This window comes from Haloprofundus halophilus, assembly GCF_003439925.1.
Classification (GTDB): domain Archaea; phylum Halobacteriota; class Halobacteria; order Halobacteriales; family Haloferacaceae; genus Haloprofundus; species Haloprofundus halophilus.
The window spans coordinates 13175-38239 of sequence record NZ_QQRR01000002.1 but is presented as its reverse complement, the minus strand read 5'-3'; the positions used below and the strand labels follow the sequence as shown (position 1 = coordinate 38239).

27 protein-coding genes, 1 other RNA gene and 1 pseudogene are annotated in these 25065 nt (G+C 67.9%); 12 read left to right on the top strand and 17 right to left on the bottom strand.

All coding sequences use genetic code 11. The features are described 5' to 3' along the window. Positions 1-9: 9 nt before the first annotated feature. The 4 genes from DV709_RS09770 to rnpB all read right to left on the bottom strand — a co-directional run bounded on the left by DV709_RS09770 (position 10) and on the right by rnpB (position 5480). A complete protein-coding gene (locus DV709_RS09770; RefSeq protein WP_117594269.1) occupies positions 10-906 on the bottom strand; it encodes a hypothetical protein in 897 nt (298 codons plus the stop codon). Positions 907-1059: 153 nt separating this feature from the next. Further along, the gene (locus DV709_RS09765) at positions 1060-2109 is read right to left on the bottom strand and encodes a matrixin family metalloprotease (protein ID WP_117594268.1); all 1050 of its coding nucleotides are present in this window, start codon (positions 2107-2109) and stop codon (positions 1060-1062) included. A 142-nt stretch (positions 2110-2251) separates the two neighbouring features. Then, positions 2252-4918, bottom strand: coding sequence for a heavy metal translocating P-type ATPase (locus DV709_RS09760; RefSeq protein WP_117594267.1), 2667 nt, complete (start codon positions 4916-4918; stop codon positions 2252-2254). 135 nt (positions 4919-5053) lie between these two features. After that, an RNA gene (gene rnpB, locus DV709_RS09755) (RNase P RNA component) lies at positions 5054-5480 on the bottom strand. A gap of 134 nt (positions 5481-5614) precedes the next feature. Here rnpB and DV709_RS09750 point away from each other — a divergent pair. Next, positions 5615-6217 (top strand): TIGR00296 family protein, encoded by a 603-nt coding sequence (locus DV709_RS09750; RefSeq protein WP_117594266.1) that lies wholly within the window; start codon positions 5615-5617, stop codon positions 6215-6217. A gap of 110 nt (positions 6218-6327) precedes the next feature. Further along, positions 6328-6585, top strand: a complete 258-nt coding sequence (locus DV709_RS09745; protein ID WP_117594265.1) for a hypothetical protein — start codon at positions 6328-6330, stop codon at positions 6583-6585. 24 nt (positions 6586-6609) lie between these two features. Here the strand turns inward: DV709_RS09745 and DV709_RS09740 are convergent, their stop codons facing one another. The 4 genes from DV709_RS09740 to DV709_RS09725 form a co-directional block, all read right to left on the bottom strand. Next, complete coding sequence (locus tag DV709_RS09740) at positions 6610-7767, bottom strand: nicotinate phosphoribosyltransferase (protein ID WP_117594264.1); 1158 nt, start codon at positions 7765-7767, stop codon at positions 6610-6612. 180 nt (positions 7768-7947) lie between these two features. Beyond that, positions 7948-8781 carry a universal stress protein gene (locus DV709_RS09735; RefSeq protein WP_117594263.1) on the bottom strand — a complete coding sequence of 278 codons (834 nt, stop codon included), beginning with the start codon at positions 8779-8781 and terminating at the stop codon, positions 7948-7950. An 87-nt stretch (positions 8782-8868) separates the two neighbouring features. Next, the gene (locus tag DV709_RS09730) at positions 8869-10227 is read right to left on the bottom strand and encodes an Hvo_1808 family surface protein (protein ID WP_117594262.1); all 1359 of its coding nucleotides are present in this window, start codon (positions 10225-10227) and stop codon (positions 8869-8871) included. A 117-nt stretch (positions 10228-10344) separates the two neighbouring features. Then, entirely contained in the window at positions 10345-11895 is a 1551-nt protein-coding gene (locus DV709_RS09725) for an Hvo_1808 family surface protein (RefSeq protein WP_117594261.1), read from the bottom strand. A 139-nt stretch (positions 11896-12034) separates the two neighbouring features. Between DV709_RS09725 and DV709_RS09720 the strand changes: the two genes are divergently transcribed. Then, the gene (locus DV709_RS09720) at positions 12035-12613 is read left to right on the top strand and encodes a cysteine hydrolase family protein (protein WP_117594260.1); all 579 of its coding nucleotides are present in this window, start codon (positions 12035-12037) and stop codon (positions 12611-12613) included. Here DV709_RS09720 and DV709_RS09715 read toward each other — a convergent pair. Beyond that, the gene (locus tag DV709_RS09715) at positions 12606-13055 is read right to left on the bottom strand and encodes a PaaI family thioesterase (RefSeq protein WP_117594259.1); all 450 of its coding nucleotides are present in this window, start codon (positions 13053-13055) and stop codon (positions 12606-12608) included. The two genes, DV709_RS09720 and DV709_RS09715, sit on opposite strands and share 8 nt — an antisense overlap. A 298-nt stretch (positions 13056-13353) precedes the next feature. On the opposite strand from DV709_RS09715, the pseudogene DV709_RS09710 reads away from it, so the two are divergent. Beyond that, a pseudogene (locus DV709_RS09710) lies at positions 13354-13794 on the top strand (DUF4385 domain-containing protein); the annotation flags it as partial. A 179-nt stretch (positions 13795-13973) separates the two neighbouring features. Here DV709_RS09710 and DV709_RS09705 read toward each other — a convergent pair. Next, positions 13974-14942: a hypothetical protein gene (locus DV709_RS09705; protein WP_117594257.1), complete on the bottom strand. Its 969-nt coding sequence runs from the start codon at positions 14940-14942 to the stop codon at positions 13974-13976. A 124-nt stretch (positions 14943-15066) separates the two neighbouring features. Between DV709_RS09705 and DV709_RS09700 the strand changes: the two genes are divergently transcribed. After that, positions 15067-15756, top strand: coding sequence for a lipoate--protein ligase family protein (locus DV709_RS09700; protein WP_117594256.1), 690 nt, complete (start codon positions 15067-15069; stop codon positions 15754-15756). A 7-nt stretch (positions 15757-15763) separates the two neighbouring features. Here DV709_RS09700 and DV709_RS09695 read toward each other — a convergent pair whose 3' ends face one another. Continuing rightward, entirely contained in the window at positions 15764-15955 is a 192-nt protein-coding gene (locus tag DV709_RS09695; protein WP_117595272.1) for a hypothetical protein, read from the bottom strand. 129 nt (positions 15956-16084) lie between these two features. Between DV709_RS09695 and DV709_RS09690 the strand changes: the two genes are divergently transcribed. Then, entirely contained in the window at positions 16085-17407 is a 1323-nt protein-coding gene (locus tag DV709_RS09690; protein ID WP_117594255.1) for a dihydroorotase, read from the top strand. A 170-nt stretch (positions 17408-17577) separates the two neighbouring features. Here the strand turns inward: DV709_RS09690 and DV709_RS09685 are convergent, their stop codons facing one another. After that, complete coding sequence (locus DV709_RS09685; RefSeq protein ID WP_117594254.1) at positions 17578-17823, bottom strand: hypothetical protein; 246 nt, start codon at positions 17821-17823, stop codon at positions 17578-17580. A gap of 218 nt (positions 17824-18041) precedes the next feature. Between DV709_RS09685 and DV709_RS09680 the strand changes: the two genes are divergently transcribed. The 4 genes from DV709_RS09680 (at position 18042) to DV709_RS09665 (ending at position 20068) form a co-directional block, all read left to right on the top strand. Next, a complete protein-coding gene (locus tag DV709_RS09680) occupies positions 18042-18572 on the top strand; it encodes a DUF7529 family protein (protein WP_117594253.1) in 531 nt (176 codons plus the stop codon). A 111-nt stretch (positions 18573-18683) separates the two neighbouring features. Continuing rightward, positions 18684-19088 carry a 30S ribosomal protein S6e gene (locus tag DV709_RS09675; protein WP_117594252.1) on the top strand — a complete coding sequence of 135 codons (405 nt, stop codon included), beginning with the start codon at positions 18684-18686 and terminating at the stop codon, positions 19086-19088. A 52-nt stretch (positions 19089-19140) separates the two neighbouring features. Beyond that, positions 19141-19569: a DUF7112 family protein gene (locus DV709_RS09670; RefSeq protein ID WP_117594251.1), complete on the top strand. Its 429-nt coding sequence runs from the start codon at positions 19141-19143 to the stop codon at positions 19567-19569. 55 nt (positions 19570-19624) lie between these two features. Beyond that, a complete protein-coding gene (locus tag DV709_RS09665) occupies positions 19625-20068 on the top strand; it encodes a DUF5807 family protein (protein ID WP_117594250.1) in 444 nt (147 codons plus the stop codon). Between the two features lie 9 nt (positions 20069-20077). Here DV709_RS09665 and DV709_RS09660 read toward each other — a convergent pair whose 3' ends face one another. Continuing rightward, positions 20078-21313 (bottom strand): DHH family phosphoesterase, encoded by a 1236-nt coding sequence (locus tag DV709_RS09660; RefSeq protein WP_117594249.1) that lies wholly within the window; start codon positions 21311-21313, stop codon positions 20078-20080. Between the two features lie 310 nt (positions 21314-21623). On the opposite strand from DV709_RS09660, the gene DV709_RS09655 reads away from it, so the two are divergent. After that, entirely contained in the window at positions 21624-22064 is a 441-nt protein-coding gene (locus DV709_RS09655; protein ID WP_117594248.1) for a CBS domain-containing protein, read from the top strand. 119 nt (positions 22065-22183) lie between these two features. On the opposite strand, the gene DV709_RS09650 is transcribed toward DV709_RS09655, so the two are convergent. Beyond that, on the bottom strand, positions 22184-22621 hold the full coding sequence (locus DV709_RS09650) for a universal stress protein (protein ID WP_117594247.1): 438 nt from the start codon (positions 22619-22621) through the stop codon (positions 22184-22186). A gap of 123 nt (positions 22622-22744) precedes the next feature. Here DV709_RS09650 and DV709_RS09645 point away from each other — a divergent pair, with 123 nt between their 5' ends. Continuing rightward, entirely contained in the window at positions 22745-23197 is a 453-nt protein-coding gene (locus DV709_RS09645) for a universal stress protein (RefSeq protein WP_117594246.1), read from the top strand. Positions 23198-23212: 15 nt separating this feature from the next. Here the strand turns inward: DV709_RS09645 and DV709_RS09640 are convergent, their stop codons facing one another. From DV709_RS09640 to DV709_RS09630, 3 genes are all read right to left on the bottom strand, one after another. Then, positions 23213-23971, bottom strand: a complete 759-nt coding sequence (locus DV709_RS09640; RefSeq protein ID WP_117594245.1) for a creatininase family protein — start codon at positions 23969-23971, stop codon at positions 23213-23215. 128 nt (positions 23972-24099) lie between these two features. Then, positions 24100-24633: a GNAT family N-acetyltransferase gene (locus DV709_RS09635; protein WP_117594244.1), complete on the bottom strand. Its 534-nt coding sequence runs from the start codon at positions 24631-24633 to the stop codon at positions 24100-24102. Further along, the gene (locus DV709_RS09630) at positions 24630-24998 is read right to left on the bottom strand and encodes a universal stress protein (RefSeq protein ID WP_117594243.1); all 369 of its coding nucleotides are present in this window, start codon (positions 24996-24998) and stop codon (positions 24630-24632) included. The genes DV709_RS09635 and DV709_RS09630 overlap by 4 nt, the downstream gene beginning before the upstream one ends. Between the last annotated feature and the right edge of the window lie 67 nt (positions 24999-25065).

Below are 25065 nucleotides of genomic sequence, written 5' to 3'. Positions count from 1 at the left end.
GGGCGACGCTCACGCTCGCCACGCGGCGAACAGCAACAGCGCCGCGAACAGACCGAGGACACAGACGGCGTAGACGGAGAGTCGCGGGTTGCCGACGACGAGCACGACGAACGCCGCCACGCCGAGAAACAGCAGTCCCAGTCCGCCCGCGGCGACGCGGACGGCGGGGTCGGACGCAGCGTTCTCGCGCTCCGCCGCTCGAATCTCGTCGAGAACGGTCCGAATCGCGGGGAACGACGCTGCCGGAAACACGACTACGCGCGGCGCGTTGAGCGCGACGCCGTCGTACCGCAGCCAACAGACGACGTATCGGCCGAGACGAAGTGAACGGTACCCCGACAGCGACGAGATATCGTGGCGCCGTTGGCTGTCGGCGACCGGACGCGCGAGCGTCGCCGACTCGGTGTCGAGACCCCCCTCGGTGTGCCGTGCCCTGTCGACGACGTACAGTGCGACGAGTCCGACGCCGTAGGCGACGGGCAACAGCGGGTGCAGGAGCGTCGTCGAAAGTATCACACCGCCGACGAGGGTCGCCGCCGTCACACGCGGAAGCGAGAGCGTGTCGACGCCCGGAAACAGCGACGCCACCGACTCGCCCCCCTCGACGCCGACGGCCGCCGCCAGATACAGCAGCGACGCCGGGCCGCCGACGAAAAGCAGAATCAAAAGCAGCCGCTCGCGTCCGAAACCGCCACTCGGGGCGTCGAGGGAGGCGAACGTCGCGAGCGCCACGGCGAGGGAGAGAAACGCGACGACGAGGCCGACTAACCCGTGTTTGGCGAGTTGGTCGAGTTCGCCGTCGGGCGCGGCACGCCACTCGACGCGGCGGCCGTCACCGCCGTTGGGGCCGTCCGATGGCGGAACCGAAAGCGAGACCGAACTCCGGGGCGTCGGATGCGGAGCCATGCCTTCCGTTCGGCCGGAGGTGAAATGATTGTATCGACGACAGTCGTCACCACCACGAGAGAAACAGGAACAGCGACGCGAAGAGCGAGACCAGCACGGAGAATCCGAGCGGGATGGCGTCGACGAACTGAACGAAGCTACTCCGCTACCGACTCACTCCCACCATTCGCTCCGGATTTCGTCGTAGTCGGGGTCGGGGTCCTGGAACGGCTCCGGTTTGTCGGCGGGATTCTCCGCACCGAGGCCGTACGTGGCGAACCACGTGCCGACGTGCCAGCCGATAGCGTCGCTGTCGAGTTCGACGAGCGTGATTTCGAGCCGTTCGTACTCCTCTATCGCGCCGTCGCCGTCGGGGTCCGGCCCAGACGACACCGCGCACGACCCGGGGCCGTCGTCGCAGGCGGAGTCCTCGGCGAACTGGATTCGCACGTCGGCGTCCTCGGGCGAGTCGACGTACTCGAACGTCAGGTTGCCGGGGACGTTCTCGTCGGCACCCTCCTCGTAGTAGCCGAAGGCGTGGCGAATCTGCTCGCGGGCGGCCTCGGGGTCGGACGCGTCGTCGGTGTCGGCGTAGACGGTGAAGTGGGGGTCGGCCCACGGGAACGCCCGCTCGGTGGCGTTCGGCTGCGGTTCGGTGTGCAGCACCGACGAGGCGGCCATCACGTCCGCCGGTTCGTCGTCGTGACCCAGTCCGAGCGTGTGCCCGAACTCGTGACGCAACACGAGTTCCGTCGACGCGTCGGAGAGGCCGGTTCGGACCGAGACGGTCTCGGGTCGCTGAATCTGTCGCGAGTCGGTGATGCGCGGCGCACAGCCCGCCGCGCCGGTCACGTTGCTACAGTTCGGCACCTCGTCGACGAACTCGACGACGATGTCGGGGTCCTCCGCGTCGGGGACGACGCGGTACGCGACGTCGAAGCCGGTGTACTCGCGGCCGTTCTGCTCCCAGTAACTCGTCGCCTCGCGGACCAGCGGCGCGAACTCGCGGTCGGGTTCGTCGCGATTCTCGATGGCGACGACGACGGGGTCGTCGCCCCACGGGTTGGTCCCGGTGCTCGCGGTCGCTCGCTCTCGGTCGGTGGAGGTCGACGAACTGCTCGGAAGCGGCACGTCCGACGAGCCGCCGCCGTCGGCGAGAGAGCCGAGGCACCCCGCGACGAGGAGGAGGGCGACGACGGCGAGCGTCGGCAGTCGAGACGACATACGATGAGTTGCTACAGACGAACGTATGAGCGTTGCGACCCTTCACGTAGTCGAAGACTTACGTCGAAAAACCGGTACACGGACCGTGTCGCGTCGGATGCTCTATCGGAAAAGACGGCTCGAAAGCGGAGAACTGCCCGTCTCAGTCGTCGCTCTGGGCGGCGACCGCCTCGGGCGCGCTGTCCTCGGGGCTGACGTTCGCGAGTCGGAGCGCGTTGCCCGTGACGCCGAGGCTCATCCCCATGTCGCCGATGACGACGGCGTGGATGACCTGCACGACGCCCAGCGGCGCGCCGACGGCCAGGATGGCTTTGACGGCGAGCGAACTCCAGATGTTCTGGCGGATGACGCGCCCGGCGCGCGCCGAGAGGTCGTAGAGGTACGGCATCCGCGAGAGGTCGTCGCCCATCAGCGCCACGTCGGCGGTTTCGAGCGCGGTGTCGGTGCCGGCCGCGCCCATGGCGATGCCGACGGTGGCGGTGGCGAGCGCGGGCGCGTCGTTGACGCCGTCGCCGACCATGGCGACGTGTTCGAACTCCTCGCGCAGCGCCTCGACGGCCTCGACCTTCTGTTCGGGCAGGAGGTCCGCGCGGACGTCGTCGACGCCGACCTGCTCGCCGATGACGCGGGCGGTGCGTTCGTTGTCGCCGGTGAGCATCACGACGCGCTCGACGCCGAGTTCGTGGAGTCGCGCGACGGCGCGCTCGGCCTCGGGGCGGACGGTGTCGGCGATGGCGACGACGCCCTCCAGTTCGTCTTCGGTGCCGACGACGATGACCGTCTTCCCCTCCGACTGGAGGCGGGGAATCGTCTCGTTGACGAGGTCGAGATACGTGCCGTGGTGGCAGTCTTTCGTCTCGGTTTCGGCTTCGTTCGCGCCACTCACGACCCCCCCGTCCGTCTCGACGTGGGCGTGTTCGAGGTCGAAGCCGAGGTCGGCGAACAGACCGGGTTTCCCGGCGTAGTGGGTGCGACCGTCGAGGTCGGCTTTCACGCCTTTGCCGGTGATGGACTCGAAATTCTCGATGTCGCGGTCGGCGACCCCTTCGCGTTCGGCGTGGTCGACGATGGCCGTCGCGATGGGGTGCTCGCTGCGCTGTTCGATGGCGCGGGCGCAGCCGAGTACCTCGGTGTCGTCGTTGCCGTTGAGCGCGATGACGTCGGTGACGCCGAGCTCGCCCGTGGTCAGGGTACCGGTCTTGTCGAAGGCGACGGCGCGGACGCGACCCATCGCTTCGAGGTGCTGGCCGCCCTTGATGAGCACGCCGTTCCGCGCGGCGCTCGTGATACCGGAGACGACGGAGACGGGCGTCGAGATGACGAACGCGCAGGGGCAGGCGATGACGAGCAGCGTCAGCCCGCGGGTGAACGCCTCGGTCCACGCGACGCCGAAGACGAACGGCGAGACGGCGGTTGTGACGATGGCGGCGGCGACGACGACGGGCGTGTAGTAGGCGGCGAAGCGGTCGACGAACTGCTCGCTTTCGGTCTGACCGCGCTGGGCGTCCTCGACCATCTCGATGACTTTCGAGAGCGTCGACTCGTCGGCGGTGGCGGTCGTCTCCACCTCCAGATAGCCCTCGGCGGCGATGCTCCCGGCGAACACCTCGTCGCCCGCGGACTTGTCGACGGGAACCGACTCGCCGGTGATGGGCGACTCGTCGACGGCGCTCTGTCCGTCGGTGACGGTGCCGTCGAGCGGCACCTTCTCGCCCGGTCGGACGACGACCGTCTCGCCGACGGCCACGTCCTCGACGGGGACGGTGGTCTCGTCGCCGTCTCGGAGAACCGTCGCCGTGTCCGGCGACAGTTCCATGAGCGTCTCAAGCGAGTTGCGCGCGCGGTCCATCGAGTAGCGTTCGAGCAGTTCGGCGACGCTGAACAGCACCGCGAGCGTCGCCGCCTCGAACGGTAACCCGACGAGTATCGCGCCGACGACGCCGGTCCCCATCAGGAAGTCGATGTCGAGGCTGCGGTTCTTCGCGGAGTAGTAGCCGTTGCGGACGATCTCCTGCCCGGCGGCGGCCGCCGCACCGAGGAAGAACAGCCACGCGACGGTCACCTCGTAGACGAACGTGAACAGCGTCGCGTCCAGACCGGGGAGAATCCACTCGAAGAGGACGCCGCCGAGAAGCAGGACCGCCCCGGTCCACGTCTTGAGCGCGCGGGGACTCCGCCAGATGGACTCTGTCGAGTCCGTCGTCTCCTCGACGGCGTAGCCCGCGGACTCGACGGCGGCGACGAGGCCGCCGCGCGAGACGCGGTCGGGGTCGTACGTCACCTCGACGCGGCCGGTGGTCGGTTGCGTCTCGACGGCGACGATTCCGGGCGTCGATTTCAGCGCGTTGTCGACTTTCCCCGCGCAGGAGGGACAGTCCATCTCGGGGACGAGGAGCGTCTCTCGGGCCGTGGTCTCGACGGCGTAGCCCGCGGATTCGACGCGCTCTCTGACCGCCTCGGGGGTCGTCAGTTCGGGGTCGTAGTCGACGAGCAGCGTGCCGGTCGTCGGTTGCGGGTCGATGTTTCTCACCCCGTCGAGCGTCTCGACGCTCCGCTCGACCTTACCGGCACAGGAGGGGCAGTCCATCTCGGGGACCGAAAGGCGGAGATGCGTCTCGTCGTCGGTGCCGGTCCGGGTCGAAGGAGTTGCGTCCTGGGTGTGTGGCGAGTCGGAGCCGTGGTCGTGACCGCGGCCGTCGCGGGCGGGGTCGTGACCGCACTCCGACGGTCCCGAGTCCGACGTGGACTCGCGGTCGTGCGCCGAACAACACCCACAGTCGTCGGTGTCGTTCGGGCGTGAATCGGTCATCGACTCGAAGTAGTCGGTCCACGCTTATTAATCGAACTACCAGAATCGGGGGGTGAGTTACGCCGAGGCTATTACTGGTGCGGGTTCTCGTTAATAACACGCGAGAGGACGACCGCGTCGTTCGGCGCGAGAAGCGGCTGAGAGGAGTAAGCCCCCTTCTGTTCGTCCCGACATTCGGCTGAGCGTCCGCGTCCGTCGTCCGAACTACCGTGCGGCCGGGCGACGCACGAATCGCGCCGCGTCGGCCGCGTGGCGCGGACTTGCACCGGTGAGGTTTCGCCGTTCCATCCGTTCTCGGTCGTCGCGCGAGCGGGCGAGGCCCGCTCGCGCTAAACGTGGCGACGGAGTCGCCACGCACCCTCCGTGGGTTAACTCTCCTCCCTTACGGTCGGATTCGCGCACGTCATCGGTCGGACCGAGGGGTCTCGTTTCTGTTCCAGAGCCAGCCGTCTCCGACTCCGGGCTTGCGCCCGGTCACCTGTTCGGACGGTGGGGGGACTTTCCTCATGTCCCGGCGGCGCGCGAGCGCGCCGTGGGTCACGGTGGTCGGGCTCTCTCTGCCGAGCGAAACTACTCTCAGGAGTCGAATAAGTCGTTCGGTCGGGTTCAACACCGTTATGCGGCCGTTAAAATCCGCCAAATTGATAGCTTGTGTGAAGGGAAGCGTTCAAGTCAATTGCGCTCCAGAATGGTTGTATGTCCGAGGCGCAGACCATACGCCTCTCCTACGAGGATGGGGCTCGAGCGGTCGAACTCGCTCGGGAATCGGTCGAATCGTTCGTTTTGCACGGTCAACGAGAGCAACCGGGAAGCATGCGCGACGCGTTCTACGCTCGAACGGGCGCTTTCGTCCGGTTGCAGTCCACACGAGGGCGAAGACAGCTCCGCGGCTGTGCGGGAGCCTATCGAGGGAAGGACCAGCTCGGTCACGCGATCGTCGACGCCGCCATCCAAGCGGCGTCGGGCGACTCGTGCGGCTCGGAAGTCGAACCGCCGGAGCTTCCGAATCTGAACATCTCGGTCTGCATCGTCAACAACACGATTCTCACCAACGACCCCCTCACTGACCTCGAACTCGGTACCCACGGGGTCGCCGTCGACAGCGGCGGACAACACGGCTGGCTCTACCCGACGATTCCCGTCGAGAACGGCTGGAGCAAAGAGGAGTACCTCACGCGCGTCTGCCGGAAGGCGCGGCTCTCGCCGTTCGCCTGGAAGGACGACGACACGATGGTGACGCTCTTCGAGGGCCAAGTGTTCCGCGAGCGGTCCGACGGCGGCAGCGTCCAGGAACTGTAATTCGCCGATTCCGATTTTTCGAATCGCTACGACCCAGCCACAGCCAAACCGACTGCACCTCGCGCTCACCTCCGACGGAGTTTTGGCGGTGGTTCAAGTGCTGAAAAGCAATGGTTGAAACACCCGTAACCAGCCCCTACTCCACGGTTCGGTACTCGCTTCGGTTCCTCCCGCACGCGCTCGTCTTCGCTCTCGGCGTGACGTCGGTCGGCGTCGCCGCTGGAGGTGTGCTTGCGAGGCTCCTCGGTGTTTGGTTTCCGCTTCAGGGAGGAGTTCCACAGCTCGTTCTCTTCTTCGGCGGCGTCGTCGTCAGCGTACTCTCCGGTGTCGCCATCGTTACCGAACTGCTCGGGGCAGTCACCAAGTGACGACACCCGAGGGCGACAGCGGCGCTACTCCCCGCCGAACCCGGTCTTCGCCGCGTCGGCCAGCGCGCGCTCGGCGGCCGCGTCGACGTCGAACGACCGGACGACCTCGCCGCCGCGGACCAGCGGCTCCATCAGCGACTCGCCGTCCGCCGGGGGCTCCGCCCCGCGGAGACCGACGTGGTGGCGGCCGTCGGGCGTCCGGTACACCTCCTTGACGCCGGAGAGTTTGCCCCGCTTGGCGATGGCCTCGCCGTCGATTTCGACGATGTCGAGCGCGAAGTCGACGGGGTCGGCGTTCGAGACGTAGCCGCCGACGCCGAAGCCGTCGACCGCGTCGCGGAGGTGGCGGAGGTCCGCCGGGCCGAGACCGCCGCTGACGAAGATGTCGATGCCGTCGATGCCGCGGGCCTCCAGTTCCCAGCGCACCTCGCGGACGATGTGGCGGAAGTCGCCGCGGCGCGAACTCGTCGTGTCGAGGCGCACACCGGAGAGACGGTCGCCGAGCGCCTCCGCCGCGCGGACGACCTCGTCCTTCTCGTCGGAGAACGTGTCGCAGAGCGCGACGCGCGGCACGTCCTCGGGCACCGCCTCGTCGAACGCCAGCCACGCCTCCTCCTGATTGCCGCGGCCGAAACAGAGCAGCAGCGCGTGCGGCATCGTCCCGCTGGCCTCGCGGCCGAGCACGTCGCCGGCGGCGACGTGCGAGAAGCCGTCGAGGCCGCCGAGGAGCGCACTGCGCTCGACCATCGCCGCGATGGAGGGGTGGACGTGGCGCGCGCCGAACGAGAGGACGTTCGACTCCGGGGCGGCGACCCGGGTTTCGAGCGCCGCGGTGGCGACGCCGGATGCGTGCGAGAGAAAGCCCAAGAGAGACGTTTCGTAGCGCGCGAACTCGAGGTAGTCGCCCTCGATTCGCATCACCGGGCCGCCGTCGAACAGCGTCCCCTCGGGGAGGGCGTCGACGCGGACGTCCAGAGGAGCCAACAGCGCGGCGGCGTCTTTCACGCCGCCGAGTAGCTCGAAGTCGCCGGAGGGGAACTGGTCGGCGGTGACTTCGGCGACGACGGGCGGGTTCTTGCCCGCGTGTCGGAGCGTCGTCTCGGTCCGGTCGAAGTAGGCGTCGGTCGCGCGGCCCTCGCGGATGGCCTCGGGACCGACGATGTCGAACTCGCTGTCGCTCATTACGTCGCGTTCGACCGGCCGACGCAAAAAGTCACCCCGTTGCGCGCCGAGTGGCGCGGACGGCGGAATCGCTCCGTCGAAACGCTCGGTCAGGGAGTTCGACGAGGCCGCACCGGACGCCCGTACTGTCGTCGGTACTGGGGTCTCTCCGCTCGGCGTCTACAGCAGGTGGAGGGACAGTCACCGGACGACGGTCACGGGCGCGGGAGACCGCCTCGCGACGGTTTCTGCGACACTTCCGAGGAGGAGCCGAGACGCACCAGACCGACCGTGGCTCCCCACAATCACGTGGTCGATGTCGTTGTTTTCCACGTAGTCGAGAATCGCATCCGCAGGCTCGTTCGGCCCCCATTCGGTGATCGTCGTCGCCGTCACGCTGGCGTCGTACTCCCGCGCGAGGTCCTGTGCGTCCGCCAGCAACCGCTCGGCTTCCTCCTCGATCTGCTCGTACTCCGCTTCGGAGTAGACCAACTGCCCCTCGCCGTAGTGCGTCTCCATCGGGTCGATCGCGTGGAGTATCGTCGTTTCGACGTCGGGAAAGACGGAGAAGGCGTATTCGAGCGCTCTCCTCGACTGTTCCGAGCCGTCGACCGCGACGAGGTGGTGCTTCTCGCCCGTCCGTCGGTGCGGGTGAACGATAGTGACCGGGACGGGCGCTCGTCGCAGGACGCGCTCGGCGACGCTCCCGAACAGGATTCGTGACGTCCGCTCTCGGCCGTGGCTTCCCATCACGATCTCGTCGACGCCGTTCTGCTCGCTGTAGGTCACGATCTCGCGGCTCGGGTGACCGACTCGCGTCTCGGTTTCGACCTCGATACCGCGGCGCTCGGCGGCGTCGAGCAATTCCGCGAACACCCGTTCGGAGCTCAGTTCGTCGTCGTCCGGGGCGGTGTGTCGAGGGTCGATGACGTGAAGCAGGGTGATGTTTCCGTCGGGGAACGTCGCCGTCGCGTGTTCGAACGCGTCCTTCGAGAGCGGCGACCCGTCCGTTGGTATCAACACTTCCCGTGGCATATCGGATGGACGACACCGACTGTGATAGTGGTTATCACGAAATTTCTGAGACTCCGATACGACTGAGAGTGACGCCGCGAGCGCGCGTCACTCCGACGCGTGGACCGAGTCCAACTGCCCGGTCGTCGGTGCGTTGACGACGGAGACCGTCGTTCCCTCCTGTCGTACTCGGAACGCGTCGCCGAACGAGCTGTCGTCGGGGACGCGGTAGACGCCGTCGCCGACCCGCTGCGCGCCGAGGCGGTTCGTCAGCGTCGCGCGGTAGGCGTCGGCGAACTGGCGGGCGTCCCGCTCCGAATCCCACTCGCTCTCGAACACGTAGCCGTACTCGCCGTCGTCACTCTCGTAGGGGACGACGGCGTCGCCGGCCCACCCCTCGGTCGCCGGGTGCGAGTAGTTGTACGGCGAGTACTCGTCGGGGCTGTTCCGGAGGCTCTCCCGGCTGATGTGGCCGTTCTGCCAGAACATCGCGTACAGCGACGCCTCGCCGACGGTGTCGGCGACGGGTCGGGTGTCGAAGCGCGACCACTCCTCGGAGGAGCGGTCCTCGACGCTGACGTTGACCGGTCGCTCGTCGGGATACTTCGCCGGGTGGATTATCTGTTCGGTGCTCTGCGGTTTCTCCTCGTAGACGGCGTCGACCGCCTCCCAGCCGCCCTCTTGGTGGAGTTCGTGAACGAACTGCGGGCCGTCGGCGTACGGCGTGTAGATGGTGAGGAAGACGCCGGGTGCGCCGCTGTCGCCGCCGCCACCGCCGCCGCTGTTCGGCCGGGGGACGCAGTCCCACTCGGTGCCGCAGCGCTGTTCGTACAGCGTCTCGGTGTAGCGGGCGTCGCCCTCGACGATGCCGTTTCGCGCGAGCTGGCCGTCCTGCGTCGCCGCGCCGCTCTCGAGGCCGAAGTGTTGGTCCTGCAGCGCGTGGACGAGTTCGTGCGCCAGCGTCGTCCGGTCGATGACGGGCGTCTCGGAGTCGCTGACGATGACGATACGGTCCTCGCTCGGCGAGTAGTACCCCAACACAGAGCCGCCGTAGACGGAGTCCATCACGTCCGAGACGTTCCGGTCCTCGCCGACGAGCAACAGCGACTCCCAAACCTGGTTGTTCCACGCTTCGTACGCTGGGTCCGTCGCTCCGCCCCGTTGCTGTCTGTACTCCTCGCGGGAGATGACCTCGACCGGGACCGGTTCTTCGAACTCCAACTGCCGGACCAGTTCGACGCGGGCCATCGTCCGGGCGACGAACGCCTCGCGCTCGGTCTCGTTCAACCCGTCGGACTGGTCGACGTTCAGGGAATCGTCGGCGGCGTAGCCGTTCTCCCAGCCGAGGCGGTCTTCGCCGTCGCTTTGCCCGAACCCGCCGTCGAACGGCGACCCGTCCGTCAACGGTGCAGCGCACCCGGCGAGGACCACGCAGGCGACGAGTGCGACTGTGATGCGCGTGTACACACCTCTACGTTGGGATGCGCCGCGAAAAGCGTTCCCACAGGAGGAGGTTCGAGTGGAACCGTCGACGACGGCGGAGACCGAAACGCGGAATCCGGACGTGAGTTCGGCTCGCGCGGGCTACGACTGCGTCGCGCGGACGTTCGAAAGTTGGTCTACGGTCGGCGCGTTGACGATGTAGACGGTGTCGCCGTCGTGGACGACGCGGAACGCGTCGGCGAAGCCGTTGTCGCCCTCGGCGATTCGGTAGACGGTCCCCGGCCCGGAGGCGTCTCGGACTTCTCGCGCGCTGCGGAACTGGAGGAGTCGCTCGTAGCCGTCGAGGAACTCGCCGGCCTGCGAGGAGTTGTCCCAGACGAGCTTCCAGACGTACCCCGTCTCGCCGGCGTCGTTCTGGTAGGCGACGAAGCGGTCACCGCGGAAGCCGTCGGTGTACGGGTGGTCGTAGTTGAACGGGTCGAACTCCTCGACTTCGCCGCTCTCGTTGAGGTTGTACCACTGCTGGGCGGGGATTATCTGCGTCTGCCCCCTCGTCTCGTAGAGTGGGTAGACGAGCATCGCGTTCACGCCCGCTTCCCCGAGTTCGCCGTAGTTCGGCCGACCTTCGGGTTCGAGTTGCTGCCACGTGCCGCTCGTGCGGTCGGTCACGATGGGGTCGACCGGCGTGTCGTTGGGGTACCGGTCGGGGTGGATGACCTGTTCGGTACTGGCGGGCGGGTTCTCGTAGGCGGCGTTGACCGCCTCCCAGCCGCCGCGCTCGCGGAGTTGTCGGACGAACGCGGGACCGTCGCTGTAGGGTTGGTACTGGATGAGGTACGGGCCGTAGTTGGCGAGACCGTCGCCACCGCCGCCTCGGGCGCTGTCTTCGAGACAGTCCCACTCGCCGTCGCAGCGCTGTTCGTAGAGCCAGTCGACGTAGTTGCCGTCGCCCTCGACGAGGCCGTCGACGGCGTTGTGTCTCTCTTGCGTCGACTGGTTGTAGCGCGTCAGGTCGAACTGCTGGTCCTGCAGCGCGTGGAACAGTTCCTGCGAGAGCGTCACCTCGTTCAGTTTCGGCGAGGTGGTGTTCTCGCTCACGATGACGATGCGCTTCTCGGCGGGGCTGTAGTAGCCGCCGACGGAGGCTCCGGTGTTCGAGTTCTGGACGGCGATGGAGTCGGTCGACTCGTTGATCATGAACAGCGCCTCGAACTTCGCGTTGTCGAACGCGCGGCGCTGCGGCGGGTAGTTCGCGCCGCCTCCCGCGGACTGATTGCGGAACTCCGCCCGCGAGATCACTTCGACGGGGACCGACTGCTCGAACTCCAGGCCGCGAATCCGCTCGACGCGCGCCATCGAGCGATTGACGACCGCGTCGAGTTCCGATTCGTTGAGGCCGTCGGACTGGTCGACCGAGAGCGTCTCGTTGTACCAGTAGCCGCCCTCCCAACCGAGTCTGTCGGAGTCGGGGTCCGGCGGGGACTGTGCCATCGCGTCGCCGGAACCGGGCGCGTCACCGGCCGGCGGGGCGTCGTCGGTCGAAGCGGCCGAATCGGCCGCGTCCGTGGCACTCGACGGTGTGTCGTCCGCGCCGTCGGGGGCGGCGGGCGTCGATTCCTCCGAACCGACGAATCCGGCACAACCCGACAACACCATCAGCACGGCAACCGCAACCGCGAGAGTACTTCGCATACGTCTCCAACGGTGTCGAAGGTGAAAAATCGTCGCCCGAGCGTCGTCGCCTGCGACGGCGCGGGTGTCGTCGACGGCGAGCCGCGGTGGCGACTTCGACCTGCCAAACGATTTACTCACCGCGAGCCGAGAGACGCGTATGTACGATTCGGACCGAACCGCCGTCGTCGTCGTCGACATGCAGAACGGCTTCTGTCACCCCGACGGCAGCCTCTACGCCCCCGCCAGCGAGGAAGCCATCGACCCGGTATCGACGCTCGTCGACCGCGCGCACGACGCCGGCGCGCGCGTCGTCTTCACCCGCGACGTCCACCCGCCCGAACAGTTCGACGGCAACCACTACTACGACGAGTTCGACCGCTGGGGCGAACACGTCGTCGAAGGGACGTGGGAGGCCGAACTCGTCGACGAACTCGACGTCCGCGAGGACGACCACGTCGTCACCAAACACACGTACGACGCGTTCTACCGGACCGAACTGGAGGGCTGGCTGAACGCCCACGGCGTGAGGGACCTGCTCATCTGCGGGACGCTGGCGAACGTCTGCGTGCTCCACACCGCCGGGAGCGCCGGGCTCCGCGACTTCCGGCCGATTCTCGTCACGGACGCGCTCGGCTACATCGAGGAGGGGCACAAGGAGTACGCCGTCGACCACGCCGACTGGCTGTTCGGCGAGACGACGACGCTCGACGACGTGACGTTCGACCGAGTCACCTGAACAGTCGGTAGGCGGCCTGTCCGGTGGCGACGGCCTCGGTCCCCCCGTCGGGGGTCGGACTCTCGACGGTGATCTCGCTGACGCCGATGCTCCCGCCCGCGCGGACGACCTCCGCCGTCGCCGTCAGGTCGCCCGAGGCGCGGCGCAGATAGTTGACGTTCAGGTTCACGGTGGCGACGCCGCCCTGCGCCGGGTTCTCGAACGTCGACCGCTGGGCGACGCCGCCGACGGTGTCGACGAGCGTCGCGGCGACGCCCCCGTGGATAGTCGGCGGCGACGTGGTGTTGGTGAGTTTCTCGTCGTACGGAATCGACATCGTGACGCGTCCGCGCTCGATGCTGTCGACGCGCGTGTTCAACCACGAGAGGTAGCCGTGTTCCTGTTCGATGAACTGCTGGAGGAGCGCAGCGGCGTCCGACGGGAACGATTCGGAGTCGTCCATGGTCGTGTTCGTCCGCGGAGGTGTTTGTAGCCGCCGATTCGTCGGCCGCGAGCCGACGACTCCGAGGCGAGTTCGACGGTGGAATAATACGGAACAACGGCGTACTGGGCGCATGGACTCAACGTCGGACGGAAGTCGGACGGGCGACGAGTCGGCGGCGAGCGGAACCGAACGGACCGAATCGACGGACGAACCGACGAGCGAGTCGGACGCCGCAGCGACCGGAGAGACGCAGTCGGAAGCGGCGCCCGGCGGCGATTCACGTTCCGAAAGCAGCGGAGGAAGCGGAGGCAGCGGAGACAGCGGACCCGAGTACGAGACGAACTTCCGTGACCGCCCCGAGTGTTACTCGGTCGGACGCGGCGAGGAGGGCGTCTTCAAGGTCCAACCGTACAAGGACGAACTCCTACCGCTGTGGGGTTACGCGGACCGGGAGTCGGCCGACGAATCCGGCGACGCCATCTACGACCGATTTCTCGACTACCGCGACGACGACGACTTCGTCGGGATGGACATGGCCCGAAAGTACCTCCAGATGGGCTACACCCGCTCGATGCGGTATGCGCGCTACCCCGGTGGCAAGAAGTACGACGACGACGGCGAGGAGTGCGAGGCCCAGCGCTGGGCCGACGACGACAAACGCGAAGCGGCGCTCGTCTACGAAGTCTGGTGGGACAGAGTCGAAGCCGACGAGACGTACGCCGAGCGGAAGCGCGAACACCGCGAGAAACACGGTTAGTCCGGTCACCGACTCCGGCGTCGACCCCGCTCTATCGTCGATTCTGTTCCGTCGCCTCCGCCCTACCGCCGATTCTGTTCCGTCGCCTCCGCCCTACCGCCGTTCCGCCCTACCGCCGTTCCGCCCTACCGTCGACTCTGTCCTACCGTCGACTCCCCTCCGCCGTCTCGACGGTCCACTCACCCTAGACGAATCGGGTCGTCGCTCTCCGCGAGTTCGACGCGGACGTCGTCGCCGACGGCGAACGCGTGGCCCTCGTGGAAGACGAGTTTCGCCCCGAACGCCGAATCCTGCGCGAGAAACAGCGAGAGCCCGGTCGCACGCTCGCCGTCGGCCAACACGTCGAAATCGTTCCAGCACACGTCGCGTCCGGCCACGGACCCGACCGGAAAGCCGAGAAACGAGAGCGGTGCGTCCGCCGGTTCCCGACCTGCGCGACCGTCCGCCGCCGAGAGCACTCCGCCGCCGGCGTAGTGCGCCAACCCGCCGTCGAGAACGCGTCCGTCGTCGGCCGCGATGCCCGCGAAGTACGCACCGGGGTCGGGATGTGCCGGCGCATCGAGGAGCGCGTACGTCTCGCCGACCTCGACGACGGTTCCGGTGCCGTCCCACGCGAGCGGTTCGACGGGTACGTCGAGCGTCAGCGGGAGCGACCCGCCCGCGCGGTAGGCGTTCTGGTCGGCGCGGCGGAAGCCGAGGTGGACGTGGTTGTCGACCCACCGACCGAAAAAGCCCGACCGGACCATCTCGCCGAGAGGCTCGCCCGCCTCGACGTAGTCGCCGGGTTCGACCGCCGGGTCGACGTGGAGGATTCGGGCGACGTGGTCGCTCTCGTTGTCGCCGCCGCCGACGCCGTCGCCGCCGTCGACGCTGTCTTCGGACCGCTCTCCGCGGTCGAACCGAACTCCCGGCGAGTTCGCCTCGTCGACGGCGACCAGTATGAGATGGTCCTGCTCGACGGCGTACGGTTTCGGCGGCGCGCGAACCGACTTCGTGTCCAGCACCTCCCCCGAAATCGGCGAGAGCCCCTCGTTCGTCTCGGGGTAGAAGTCGACGGCGCGGCCGCGGTCGTGCGCCGGGTACGGCGAGTTGTACAGCGAGAAGCGTCGATAGCGCTCGGCGACGGGCGAAGAGAGCGTGACCGCCATTGGCGAGAGGTGGGCGTTCGAGGCTATAGCCCCGTCGAAGCCGGCGGAGGCGGCAGTGAGAAGAACGGCAACACGGGAGCGGGAAGCCGAGAGGATTAGGTTCGCTCGGCGCGCAGAGGGCGATATGCGAGTCGTACGCGGCAGGGCGAGCGACCCGGAGACCGACCGCGACGTGACGGCGGCGCTGCTCGAAGACGCCGCCGAGACCGGCGTCCCGGCGCTCCGCGTCTGGTCGCCGCACCGGCAACTCGCGTTCGGACGGCGCGACGCGCGCGCCGAGCGCTACGACGCCGCCCGCGAGGCGGCCGAAGCGCGCGGGTACCCCCCCGTCGAGCGGAGCGTCGGCGGTCGTGCCGTCGCCTACACCGGAACGACGCTCGCGTTCGCGCACGCCCGACCGGTCGAGGACATGCGGCGCGGACTGGACCAGCGGTACGACGACGCGGTGACGACGGTGATTCGCGCACTCCGGACGGTGGGGGTCGACGCCGAACGGGGCGAACCACCCGAATCGTTCTGTCCGGGCGCTCACTCGGTGCAGTCGGCGGGCAAAATCGCGGGCGTCGCCCAGCGCGTCCGCAGGGGCGCGGCGCTCGTCTCCGGGTGCGTGCTCGTCGCCGACCACGAGGAGATCGCCGGCGTCCTGGAACCGGTGTACGCGGCGCTGGCGGTTCCGTTCGACCCCGGTTCGGTCGGCAGTGTCGCCCGCGCCGGCGGTGATGGAGACGCCGAAGCGGTCGCTCGGGCGCTGGAGGACGCGTTCGTCGACGACCGGGACGCGACGGTCGAGCGCGTCGAAGCGGAGACCGGGTGAAAACGGGCTATCGCACTCGTCGGTAGACCCGCAGCAGCATCGAGACGGCCGTCCCGATTCCCGGTACGCGCGAGGAGAGCGCGGCCGCGGCGAGAAGCAGAACGCCGCTCACGCGCCGCCCCTTGGAGAACGCCACGATGGCGTCGACGAGCGTCGATACGATACTGAGTTTGTTCATCGAGTTGACGTTGATAGACATCGTGTAGAGAACGTCGCCCACAACGATAAGCGATACCCGCGAACCGACGACGCTTCGACCGGAGCGGCGTCACTCGCGCGGACCGTCACCGTTTACCACCCCGCCCGACGAGAGTCGGACACCCAGACAATGCTCATCACGCACGCACGCCTCGCCGACGGCCGCGAGGTAGACGTCCGGACGGCCGGCGAGACCATCGCGGCGGTCGAGCCCGCGGGGTCGCTCTCGCCCGACGGCGACGAACGCGAACTCGACGCCGACGGCCGTCTGCTCCTCCCCGGTGCAATCGACGCACACGTCCACTTCCGCGAACCGGGGTACGCGCACAAGGAGACGTGGGAGACGGGGTCGAAGAGCGCCGCCGCCGGCGGCGTCACCACCGTCGTCGACCAGCCGAACACCAGTCCCCCGACCATCGACGGCGACGCCTTCGACGAGAAGGCCGAGTTGGCCGAGAGATCGCTCGTCGACTACGGCATCAGCGGCGGCGTCACGGAGGAGTGGGACCCCGACTCGCTGTTCGACCGCCCGCTGTTCGCGCTCGGCGAGGTGTTTCTCGCCGACTCGACCGGCGACATGGGTATCGACGCCGACCTCTTCGCAGACGCCGTCGTCCGCGCCGCCGAGGCCGGCGTGACCGTGAGCGTCCACGCCGAAGATGCTGAACTGTTCGACGAGAGCGCGAAGGACGAGGATGCCGGCGGCGAGGGCCGCGACGCCGACGCCGACCTGTGGAGCGCCTTTCGGACCGCGGAAGCCGAGGCCGCCGCCGTCGAACGCGCCCTCGACGTGGGTGCGGAGTCGGCCGCGTCGATTCACATCGCCCACACGAGCACGCCCGAGGGCGTCGACGCCGCGAGCGAGGCGGGCGCGACCTGCGAGGTGACGCCGCACCACCTGCTGCTGTCGCGCGAGGACCTCTCGGAGTTGGGCACCTACGGCCGGATGAATCCGCCCCTCAGGAGCGAGGCGCGCCGCGAAGCCGTCTACGAGCGCGTCGCCGACGGGACGGTCGATATCGTCGCCACCGACCACGCGCCGCACACCCGCGAGGAGAAGGAGACCGACCTCTGGAGCGCGCCCAGCGGCGTCCCGGGCGTCGAGACGATGCTGCCGCTGCTGCTGAACGAGGCCCGCGAGGGACGGCTGACGTACGAACGCGTCCGCGACCTCACCGCCGCGAACCCGGCGCGCATCTTCGACTTGCCGCAGAAGGGCGCGGTCGAAGTCGGCAGGGACGCCGACCTCGTGCTCGTCGACCCCGACGACCCGAGCGAGATACGCGGCGACGAACTCCACAGCAACTGCGAGTGGACCCCGTTCGAGGGCTTCTCGGGGGTGTTCCCGCGGGTGACGACGGTCCGCGGGCGGGTCGTCTACGACCCCGAGGGCGAGACGGGCGCGCTGTCGTCGACGTTCGGCGACGCTGCGGGCGCGAACGTCAGAGAGTAACCTGCGGGCGGAGTCGCTCCGGCGGCGGGTCGCCCCGAAAAATGAGTCGCGATCGTCGAAACCCGAGGCGCACCTCGGGAGTACGTCTCGTCGCGTGTCGGTCGTCGGTGGTCTATCGGTCGTCCGTCGTCTACCGTCTGTCGTCGAGCGTCTATCGGTCGTCTATCGGCCTATTCGAGGACGCGGCTCAGCAGACCCTGGCTCTCGGGGTTGACGACGACCGAGTTCTCGAGTCGGTCCGCCATCCCCTTCTGGCGCATGTAGCTGGCGAACGCGAGGAACGTCGGCGGCCAGAGGCCGATGAAGATGCCGCGCGTCTTGTTGCCGCGGATGTAGAACTGATACCACGACAGCGCCACCGAGAGCGCCGAGGCGATGAGCGCGACGTCGGCGCCGGACTCCTGAGCCTGCGCCATCTCCTGCTGCGATTCTCGTGTCGTCTGGTTCTGCGATTGCCCTAAAATCGACATTGCATAGGATAGGGCCACGACGACACGTATGATTGTTGTGCCTTATTTTGAGACGAAAACAAGTAACGGACGCGGAGAGTCGTCCGTCGGAGTCTGTCGTCGAGAGCGGATTCACGGCGTCGCCGAAACGAAGCTTTTTGGCTCCGCTCCGGGACGGCGCTGTTATGAACGACCACCCGTTGTCGGGGAAGGAGGCGGCGTGGGAAGCCGTCGTCGCCGACATGGAGGCAACCGCGGAGGCGTACCGAGAGGAGGGCTGGGAGACGACCGAGCTCCATCCGGGCGACGTGGTACCGCTCTCGAACGTCGATATCGGGCTGGACGTCGAGGACGAACTCGGCGGCGACGAGACGGATGTATCCGAGGAACGCCCCGGCTGGAGCGGACTCGACGTGCTGTTGCCGGGCAACGAGTTCACCGCCGTCGAGGGCGTCGTCGAGGCGTCGACGTTCGACGAGTCGGAGGTGCTTCGCACGCGGGAGAACGGCGTCGTCCTCGCCGTCGTGGTGATGAAAGCCTCGGGCGAAAAACGGGCCGTGTTCGTCCCGCTGTACTACGACATCGCCGACATCGCCGGCGTGGCGAGCGCCGCGCGGAGCGTCGGGCGGCTCGAAGTGGCGCTGCGACCGCTGTCGAACGACCAGCGGGTGTTGTTCGCGCTCGACGACCCCGAACTGGTGTTGCCGGAGGCGTGAACTGAGCGAACCAGTCACACCCCCAAACGCCCGACAACGACCGGGAGGGGGCGCGAGAATCCGGCGACGCCTTTCGACGTTCTTTTTATCCGCGACCGTTTCGTACCCCGTATGGCAGATTTCAAAGTCGTCGTCGCCGACCCCGAAGACGGCTCGACGCACCAGTTCGACGCGGACGGACAGGACGCGAACCGATTCCTCGGCCGAGACCTCGGCGACGAGGTCGACGGCGGTGCGGTGGGCCTCGACGGGTTCACCCTCGAACTCACCGGCGGCTCCGACAAAGCCGGTCGACCGATGCGCAAAGACGTCCCCGGACCGAACCTCAAGTCGCTGCTGCTCGAAGGCGGCGTCGGCTACAAGCCCTCGCGCGACGGCGAGCGCAAGCGTATCAGCGTCCGCGGCCGCGAGATCAGCGAGGAAGTCGTCCAGATCAACGCCAAAGTCGTCGACGGCGGCAGCGTCGCCGACGCGCTCGGCGGCGACGACGAAGACGGCGACGAAGACGACGAGTAACGCCCTGACCCGATTCCGACCGTTTTTCCCCACCGCGTCCGGAGTGGCGACCATGCCGGACCGAGTGTCTCACGAGAACCCCTCGGTGACGACGTACCGCGCGCGACTCGAACGGAGCGGCGGCACGCGACGCCCCTGTCTCCGCCTCCCCGACGAACTCGACGCCGAGGACGGCGACATCGTCAGACTCGTCCTCGACGGCGACGAGCACCACGCTAAAATCGACAGCGACGCCCGGGGGATGCTTATTCGCGGCGCGTACGACAACCGCCGTCTGGCCCGCACGCCCGGCGAGGGCGAGAACCGACTGGTCGAGTGGGCCGAGACGAACGGCCGAACGCCGGGCACGAGCGTCGAACTCGACGAGGTCGAACCCGGTCACCTCTACGGGCTCCGCGTGCCGGGCAAACGCGCCGTCTACAGCGTCACGCGACAGCCGAAATCGTCGCTGGCGGACATCGCCCAGCAGTTGGACGAGTGAGGAGGAGCGACTCGCAGTCACGCGCTTTTTACCGCTGGCACGCCGACGGGAGTGCATGAGCGACCGAGACGAGTTTCTCGCGGGCGAGCGCCTCGACGACGTGGCGCTGTTTCTGACCGACGACTACCTCGACGAGCAGGGGAAGATAGCCAACTACGGCGAGACGGTCGAGGGCGGGGTTATCCTCGTCGAACCCGGCGACAGGGGGCGACAGCTGTTCGCCGCCGGAACCGGGATGAAGGCGATGGAGTTCGCACAGAGCGCGATGGACACCGAGGGAACCATCGCCGACGACCTGAGCGGCGGGGAGTGTCCGGCCGCCGAGAGCGACGAAGACGGTGGAGCCGAGGGCGACCACCGCGTCAAGTTCGTCTTCGCGTTCGCGGAGGCGAAAAACGAGGAGGTCGGCGGCCTCTACGCCGAGGGTGACGTGATTCACGCCTACGCCCAGTGCGAGTGCGGGCAGTCGTACTCGGACCGCTGGGTCGTCGACGCGTAGCGAGACGGTCTACAGTTCGGTCTCGACGCCTTCCTCGGCGTCCGTCTCTTCTTCGACCGCTTCGGCGACGCGCTCGAATGCGGCCAGGATGACTCGCTTGGCCGCGCTTCCCTGGGTGCTCCAGTGGTTCGCGTAGTCGAGCATGTCGTCGTAGATGTCGGGTTTGCAGCCGGCCGCGCGCGGGTGACCGCCGCCGTCGACGTACGCGGCGACTTCGTGCGCGCGCTCGAAGCCCTCCGAACCGCGGATGCTCGCGCTCCCGGCGGGCTTGACGATGATTGCGGCGTCGGCACCCTGCTCGCGGAGCGCTTCGGCGACTTCGTTCTGCGAACAGCGGCCGTACGTGACGCCGACGGTCCACTCGCCGACGCGTTTGAACTCCGCGCGCGAGACGGCGAGGTCGACGAGTTGCTCCTTCTCGACGCGTCGGTGTTCGACGTACGCGAGCGCCTGCTCGGGGAGGTCGGCGCCGTACGCGCCGACGACGGCGACGTACTCCTCGTTGTCGACCCAGTAGGCGTAGTCGGCGAGGTCGTCGCTTCGCTCGTCGTCTCGAATCCAGAGGTCGTGGTCGCGGGTCACCGCGGCGAGTTCCTCGAACTGCTCGGAGAACTCGTAGTCGAGCGACCGCAGCGCGACGTCGGTCGTACACTCCTCGTCGGAGTCGCCGACGACGAGGTCGACGCCCGCCTCGCGGACCGCGCTCTCGACCGCTTCGTCCCACTGGTGGTGGTCGAACCACCGGACGCTGTCGGCGTGGGCGACTATCGACTCCACGGCTTCCTCGACGTACTCGTACCTGTCCGGGCAGAGGTCGCAGACGTACACGTCGATACCGTCGTCGGCGTACTCGGCGACGCGTTCGAGGGCGTCCTCCATGTTGTGCGGACCCGCACCGACGAGCGCGACCGGCGAGTCGAGCGCTTCGTCTTCCTCGTCTTCGTCCGCGTCCTCGGCTTCCTCGTCTGCGGCGAGCGGGTCGTCGCTCGTGCGGCGTTCGATGTCCTCCAGGAACGGTTCGGGGTCGAGCGCCGCGTCGTACAGTTCTCGAATCAGCGCCGCGCAGCCGAGCCCGTCGGCGTCGAGGTCGGCGACGACGACGGCTTCCGCGCCGTCGACGGCTTCCTTCACGCGTTCGTCGGCGCGGTCTTCGTCGAGCGAGTCGGGGTAGAAAAAGCCGGTCCCGGGGAGCAGCGATTTCCGCGAGAGGGGGAGCAGTCCGGAGTCGATGAGGTCGTCGTCCATACGGGACGGAGGTGTGGCGGGGTGAAAACGGCGGTGATTTGGCGAGCGTCAGCGAGCCAAATCACGTGAATCTCTCGCTCTCTCCCGGTTCGACCGCGTCGGAAGCCGAACACCCCGTCGGAAGCCGAACACCCCGTCGGAAGCCGAATCCACCGCCGTCGGAAGCGAAACCGAGTTCGACCGTCCCGCAGTCACCCGGTTTTCGAGAGTCCCACGAGCGACCGCCACGCGCCGAACGGGGGTAAAGCACCCGTTGACACAAACAGTAGCCTGTCAGTAACTAACGTCTGACAGTCCGAAGGGAGACGCGATGTCAGGGAGTGTGCAGAGGGGTCGACCCGGCGGAGAGCCGGGCGAACCGACGTTGGGGTTGCCCGTTTACGGAGTATCGCAGCGGACGCCGTTAGCCGCGCTGGCCGACGGGCTCGACCCGAGCGGGTGCGTCGTCGTGCTGGACGGCGAGCGACCGCTCGGCGTGTACAGCCCGAGACAGGTGCAACGCGACGAGACCGACCCGTTGGCGCCCGAGACGGTCGGCGATCTCACCCCGGAGAGACCGCTCGTCGTGGAGGCGGGCGTTCCGGCCGAGACGTGTCTCGAACGCGCGCTCGGCGACGGAGAGCGGTTCGTGTTGGTCGTCGACGACGCGGACCGGCTCGCCGGCGTCGTCACCCGGTGGCAACTGCTCGCGGCGCGAGAGCGCGGAGACGCCGATACGCCCGTCGTCGAGTTGCTCGTCGACGGCGAGTGACCGCGGTCGGGTCGGCCGAAAATCGACCGAAACCGACTGCCGAGAAGTCGGTCCACGACGGAAGTCGGGACCGAGAGGTGGGAGACGCGAGCTTTCGGTGCCGGAGTCCAACGCGCGGTTCAGATGCTCTCCGACGCGTCGAGCTGTCGCACCGTCAGCACGGGGACCGGACACGTCCGGACGACCCGCTCGGCGACGCTGCCGATGAGAAACCGGTTCTCGCCGTGTCGCCCGCGTGTCCCCGTGGCGACCACGTCGGCGTCGTGCTCGCGGGCGTAGTCGCTGATGACGGCCGCGGGACGGCCCTCGCGGACGGCGGTGGTCACCTCGCGGGTCGTCTCCGCGCGGACGGTTTCGAGTGCCTCCTCGCCGCGTTCGTGAAGCGCGTCGCGCATCTCGTCGCGGAGTCGGTCCGGCGACGAGTCCACTTCCCCGCTGTCGACGACGTAGAGCGCGTGCACCGACGCGTCGAACGTCTCCGCGAGGTCGAGTGCGACGGCCACCGCACGGCGAACGCTCTCGGAGCCGTCTGTCGCGATGACGATGGTGTCGAACATATCGCCGCGTTCGCCCGGCCACGGCATAAAACCACGCGCGACCGACGGGGGTCGGTGCGCGGAGACGGCGAGTGCGACGGCTCGGGGGGAGCGTTTTTGATGTAGGCCCGCACAGAGAGGGGTATGACGACGCCCTTGGAACTCGACATCGTGCTCGTGCCGGTCGACGGGAGCGACGAGTCGACAGTGGCCATCGAGTACGCCATCGGCATCGCCGAGCGATACGACGCCGCCGTCCACGCCGTCTACGTGCTCGGCGAAGAGATGGTTCGCGCCATCGAGAGCGACGCCGTCGACGAGGACGAGGTCGCCGCCGAGACGGAGTCGTTCACCGACAACGTCGCGCAGATGGCCGAGGTGCACGACGTCGAAGTGACCACGTCGACCGCCTACGGCTTCTCGACGCACGTGAAGACCCGACACCCCGGTAGCGTCGTCCTCGACACCGCCGAGGAACTCGACGCCGACTTCATCGTCGTCCCGCGCGAGCCCGTCTCCGGCGACCCCGGCGAGGTGCTCGAAAAGGCCGCCGAGTACGTGCTGTTGTACGCGAGTCAGCCGGTGCTGTCGGTCTGATTCGGCAGGAGCCGTTCAGACCGCGTCGCGCTCGGCCTCGATTCGCTCGGCGTAGGCGTCGGCGAGTTTCGAGAATATCTCCTCGCCCGCCTCGAGCGTCGCCTCCCGCGGGTCGCCGAGCACGCCGTTCTCCGTTATCGCTCTGAATCCGTCGCTGAGCAGCCGCGAGACGGAGATGTCTCCCTCGCGGCCGACTTCGAGTCGGTCCGTCCGGACGAGCCCCTCGTCGACGGCCATCACCATCGCCGTCTCCGCCGCACCCGCGTGAATCACCGGCTCCTCGTACTCGACGCCCGCGGCGCGGAGGCCCTCGTTCATCAGTTCCATCAGCGTGTCGAGCTCCGCCAGCGCGATGACGTTCGCGTCGAGTTCGCGGGCGATCTCGGGCGCGACGGTGTTGACCGGCGCGAAGTTACCGCCGTGGGTCGGCACGAGCACGAGATGCTCGAACCCGTGAGCGTCCAGCGACCGGCAGTACGACCGAATCAGCTCCATCAGCGTCTCGGGCGGAATCGTGATCGTACCGGGAAAGTCCATGTGGTGTCCGGAACAGCCGGGTCGAATCGTCGGCGCGGCGAACGCGTCGCCGAGTCTCTCGGCGATGCGCCGCGAGAGTTCGTCGCCCGCGAGCGTGTCCATGATGAGCGGTAGATGCGGTCCGTGCTGTTCGACGGAGCCGACGGCGACGACTGCGGTTCGCGTCCCGTCTTCGAGGGCGTTCTCGACGTCCGTCCACGTCTGGTTCTCCAGTAGCACGTCCGGTGTGCGAGTCATACACAGAGTGCTGCACGGAGACGTGCTTAGTCGTACGCTTCTCGGAAGAACGCGTTCGGCGAGTGTGCGCGCGAACGCCCTCGGACGGTTCGTGGGCGGTCCACGGGACGTTCTCTGCCGGCGTCGGGTCAGTTCAGCCGAATCGCCATCTCCAACTCGAAGCTCTCGGCGTTGCTCGTCTCGAAGCCGATCTTCTTGTAGAGCGCGACGGCCGCGCGGTTCCACCGCTCGACGGTGAGCCACACTTTCTCGGCGCCGCTGGTCTGGCCGTGGCCGAGCAGCGCCTCGATGAGGTGCGTGCCGATGCCGGCGCGCTGGTACTTCTGGAGCACGAAGATGGCGAGTTCGTAGGCGTCCTCGTCGGGGACGAGCGTCGCGTGTCCCGCCGCCTCGTCGTCGTGCCAGGCGACGACGTTCAGACAGTCGGCGTCGAGAATCGTGTCGAGCCACGACCGGATGCGCTCCTCGCGGCCAGGTGGGATACCCTGCGCGCGGTCGGCGGGGTCGAACTCGGTGTACATCTCGACGAGTCGCTCGTAGTCGTCGCCGTCGGGGTCGTAGGTGCGGACCTCGATGGCGCGACCTTCGCGGTCCTCGAACTCGATGGGCGGGGCGTCGAACGGACCCGCCGGTTCGTCGGGGTAGAGACGCTCTCGCTTCATCGCACTAGTTTCACCGTCTTGTGGGAGTTCAGGAGCACGAACTCGGCGATGCTCCCGATGCTGATCTTTCCCATCGGGCTGCGCTGGCCGCCGCCGAGGACGACCTGGTCGAAGCCGCCGCTCTCGGCGAGGTCGACCAGTCGGCTTCCGGGGTCGCCCTCGACGTGTCGGATTTCGGCGTCGAAGGCGACGCCTTCCAGTCGTTCGCGGACGTGCGTCTCTATCTCCTCGGGCGTCGCGTCGGAATCCGGGTTCTCGACGATGGCGACGGTGAGGTCGTCGGCCGCGGCGACCGCCCGTTCGACCGTGCGTTCGAGCGCCTGATACGAGTCCTCGCTTCCGCCGATTCCCAGTAACACCTTCATGTGCGAGGCAGTCGCAGGCGGGGGCCAAAACAGTTGCCGCCGAAGGCGGGGGTCGACGGCTTCGACG

Excerpts from the sequence above, each read along its gene's own strand:
- DV709_RS09680 (WP_117594253.1), top strand. The coding sequence starts at position 18,042 with ATGAACGACCACCCGTTGTCGGGGAAGGAGGCGGCGTGGGAAGCCGTC.
- DV709_RS09665 (WP_117594250.1), top strand. The coding sequence starts at position 19,625 with ATGAGCGACCGAGACGAGTTTCTCGCGGGCGAGCGCCTCGACGACGTG.
- DV709_RS09700 (WP_117594256.1), top strand. The coding sequence starts at position 15,067 with ATGCGAGTCGTACGCGGCAGGGCGAGCGACCCGGAGACCGACCGCGAC.
- DV709_RS09715 (WP_117594259.1), bottom strand. The coding sequence starts at position 13,055 with ATGGACGACTCCGAATCGTTCCCGTCGGACGCCGCTGCGCTCCTCCAG.
- DV709_RS09735 (WP_117594263.1), bottom strand. The coding sequence starts at position 8,781 with ATGCCACGGGAAGTGTTGATACCAACGGACGGGTCGCCGCTCTCGAAG.
- DV709_RS09635 (WP_117594244.1), bottom strand. The coding sequence starts at position 24,633 with ATGAAGCGAGAGCGTCTCTACCCCGACGAACCGGCGGGTCCGTTCGAC.
- DV709_RS09645 (WP_117594246.1), top strand. The coding sequence starts at position 22,745 with ATGACGACGCCCTTGGAACTCGACATCGTGCTCGTGCCGGTCGACGGG.
- DV709_RS09690 (WP_117594255.1), top strand. The coding sequence starts at position 16,085 with ATGCTCATCACGCACGCACGCCTCGCCGACGGCCGCGAGGTAGACGTC.
- DV709_RS09705 (WP_117594257.1), bottom strand. The coding sequence starts at position 14,942 with ATGGCGGTCACGCTCTCTTCGCCCGTCGCCGAGCGCTATCGACGCTTC.
- DV709_RS09765 (WP_117594268.1), bottom strand. The coding sequence starts at position 2,109 with ATGTCGTCTCGACTGCCGACGCTCGCCGTCGTCGCCCTCCTCCTCGTC.
- DV709_RS09725 (WP_117594261.1), bottom strand. The coding sequence starts at position 11,895 with ATGCGAAGTACTCTCGCGGTTGCGGTTGCCGTGCTGATGGTGTTGTCG.
- DV709_RS09675 (WP_117594252.1), top strand. The coding sequence starts at position 18,684 with ATGGCAGATTTCAAAGTCGTCGTCGCCGACCCCGAAGACGGCTCGACG.
- DV709_RS09655 (WP_117594248.1), top strand. The coding sequence starts at position 21,624 with ATGTCAGGGAGTGTGCAGAGGGGTCGACCCGGCGGAGAGCCGGGCGAA.
- DV709_RS09660 (WP_117594249.1), bottom strand. The coding sequence starts at position 21,313 with ATGGACGACGACCTCATCGACTCCGGACTGCTCCCCCTCTCGCGGAAA.
- DV709_RS09745 (WP_117594265.1), top strand. The coding sequence starts at position 6,328 with ATGGTTGAAACACCCGTAACCAGCCCCTACTCCACGGTTCGGTACTCG.
- DV709_RS09640 (WP_117594245.1), bottom strand. The coding sequence starts at position 23,971 with ATGACTCGCACACCGGACGTGCTACTGGAGAACCAGACGTGGACGGAC.
- DV709_RS09770 (WP_117594269.1), bottom strand. The coding sequence starts at position 906 with ATGGCTCCGCATCCGACGCCCCGGAGTTCGGTCTCGCTTTCGGTTCCG.
- DV709_RS09740 (WP_117594264.1), bottom strand. The coding sequence starts at position 7,767 with ATGAGCGACAGCGAGTTCGACATCGTCGGTCCCGAGGCCATCCGCGAG.
- DV709_RS09720 (WP_117594260.1), top strand. The coding sequence starts at position 12,035 with ATGTACGATTCGGACCGAACCGCCGTCGTCGTCGTCGACATGCAGAAC.
- DV709_RS09685 (WP_117594254.1), bottom strand. The coding sequence starts at position 17,823 with ATGGCGCAGGCTCAGGAGTCCGGCGCCGACGTCGCGCTCATCGCCTCG.
- DV709_RS09760 (WP_117594267.1), bottom strand. The coding sequence starts at position 4,918 with ATGACCGATTCACGCCCGAACGACACCGACGACTGTGGGTGTTGTTCG.
- DV709_RS09670 (WP_117594251.1), top strand. The coding sequence starts at position 19,141 with ATGCCGGACCGAGTGTCTCACGAGAACCCCTCGGTGACGACGTACCGC.
- DV709_RS09630 (WP_117594243.1), bottom strand. The coding sequence starts at position 24,998 with ATGAAGGTGTTACTGGGAATCGGCGGAAGCGAGGACTCGTATCAGGCG.
- DV709_RS09750 (WP_117594266.1), top strand. The coding sequence starts at position 5,615 with ATGTCCGAGGCGCAGACCATACGCCTCTCCTACGAGGATGGGGCTCGA.
- DV709_RS09650 (WP_117594247.1), bottom strand. The coding sequence starts at position 22,621 with ATGTTCGACACCATCGTCATCGCGACAGACGGCTCCGAGAGCGTTCGC.
- DV709_RS09695 (WP_117595272.1), bottom strand. The coding sequence starts at position 15,955 with ATGTCTATCAACGTCAACTCGATGAACAAACTCAGTATCGTATCGACG.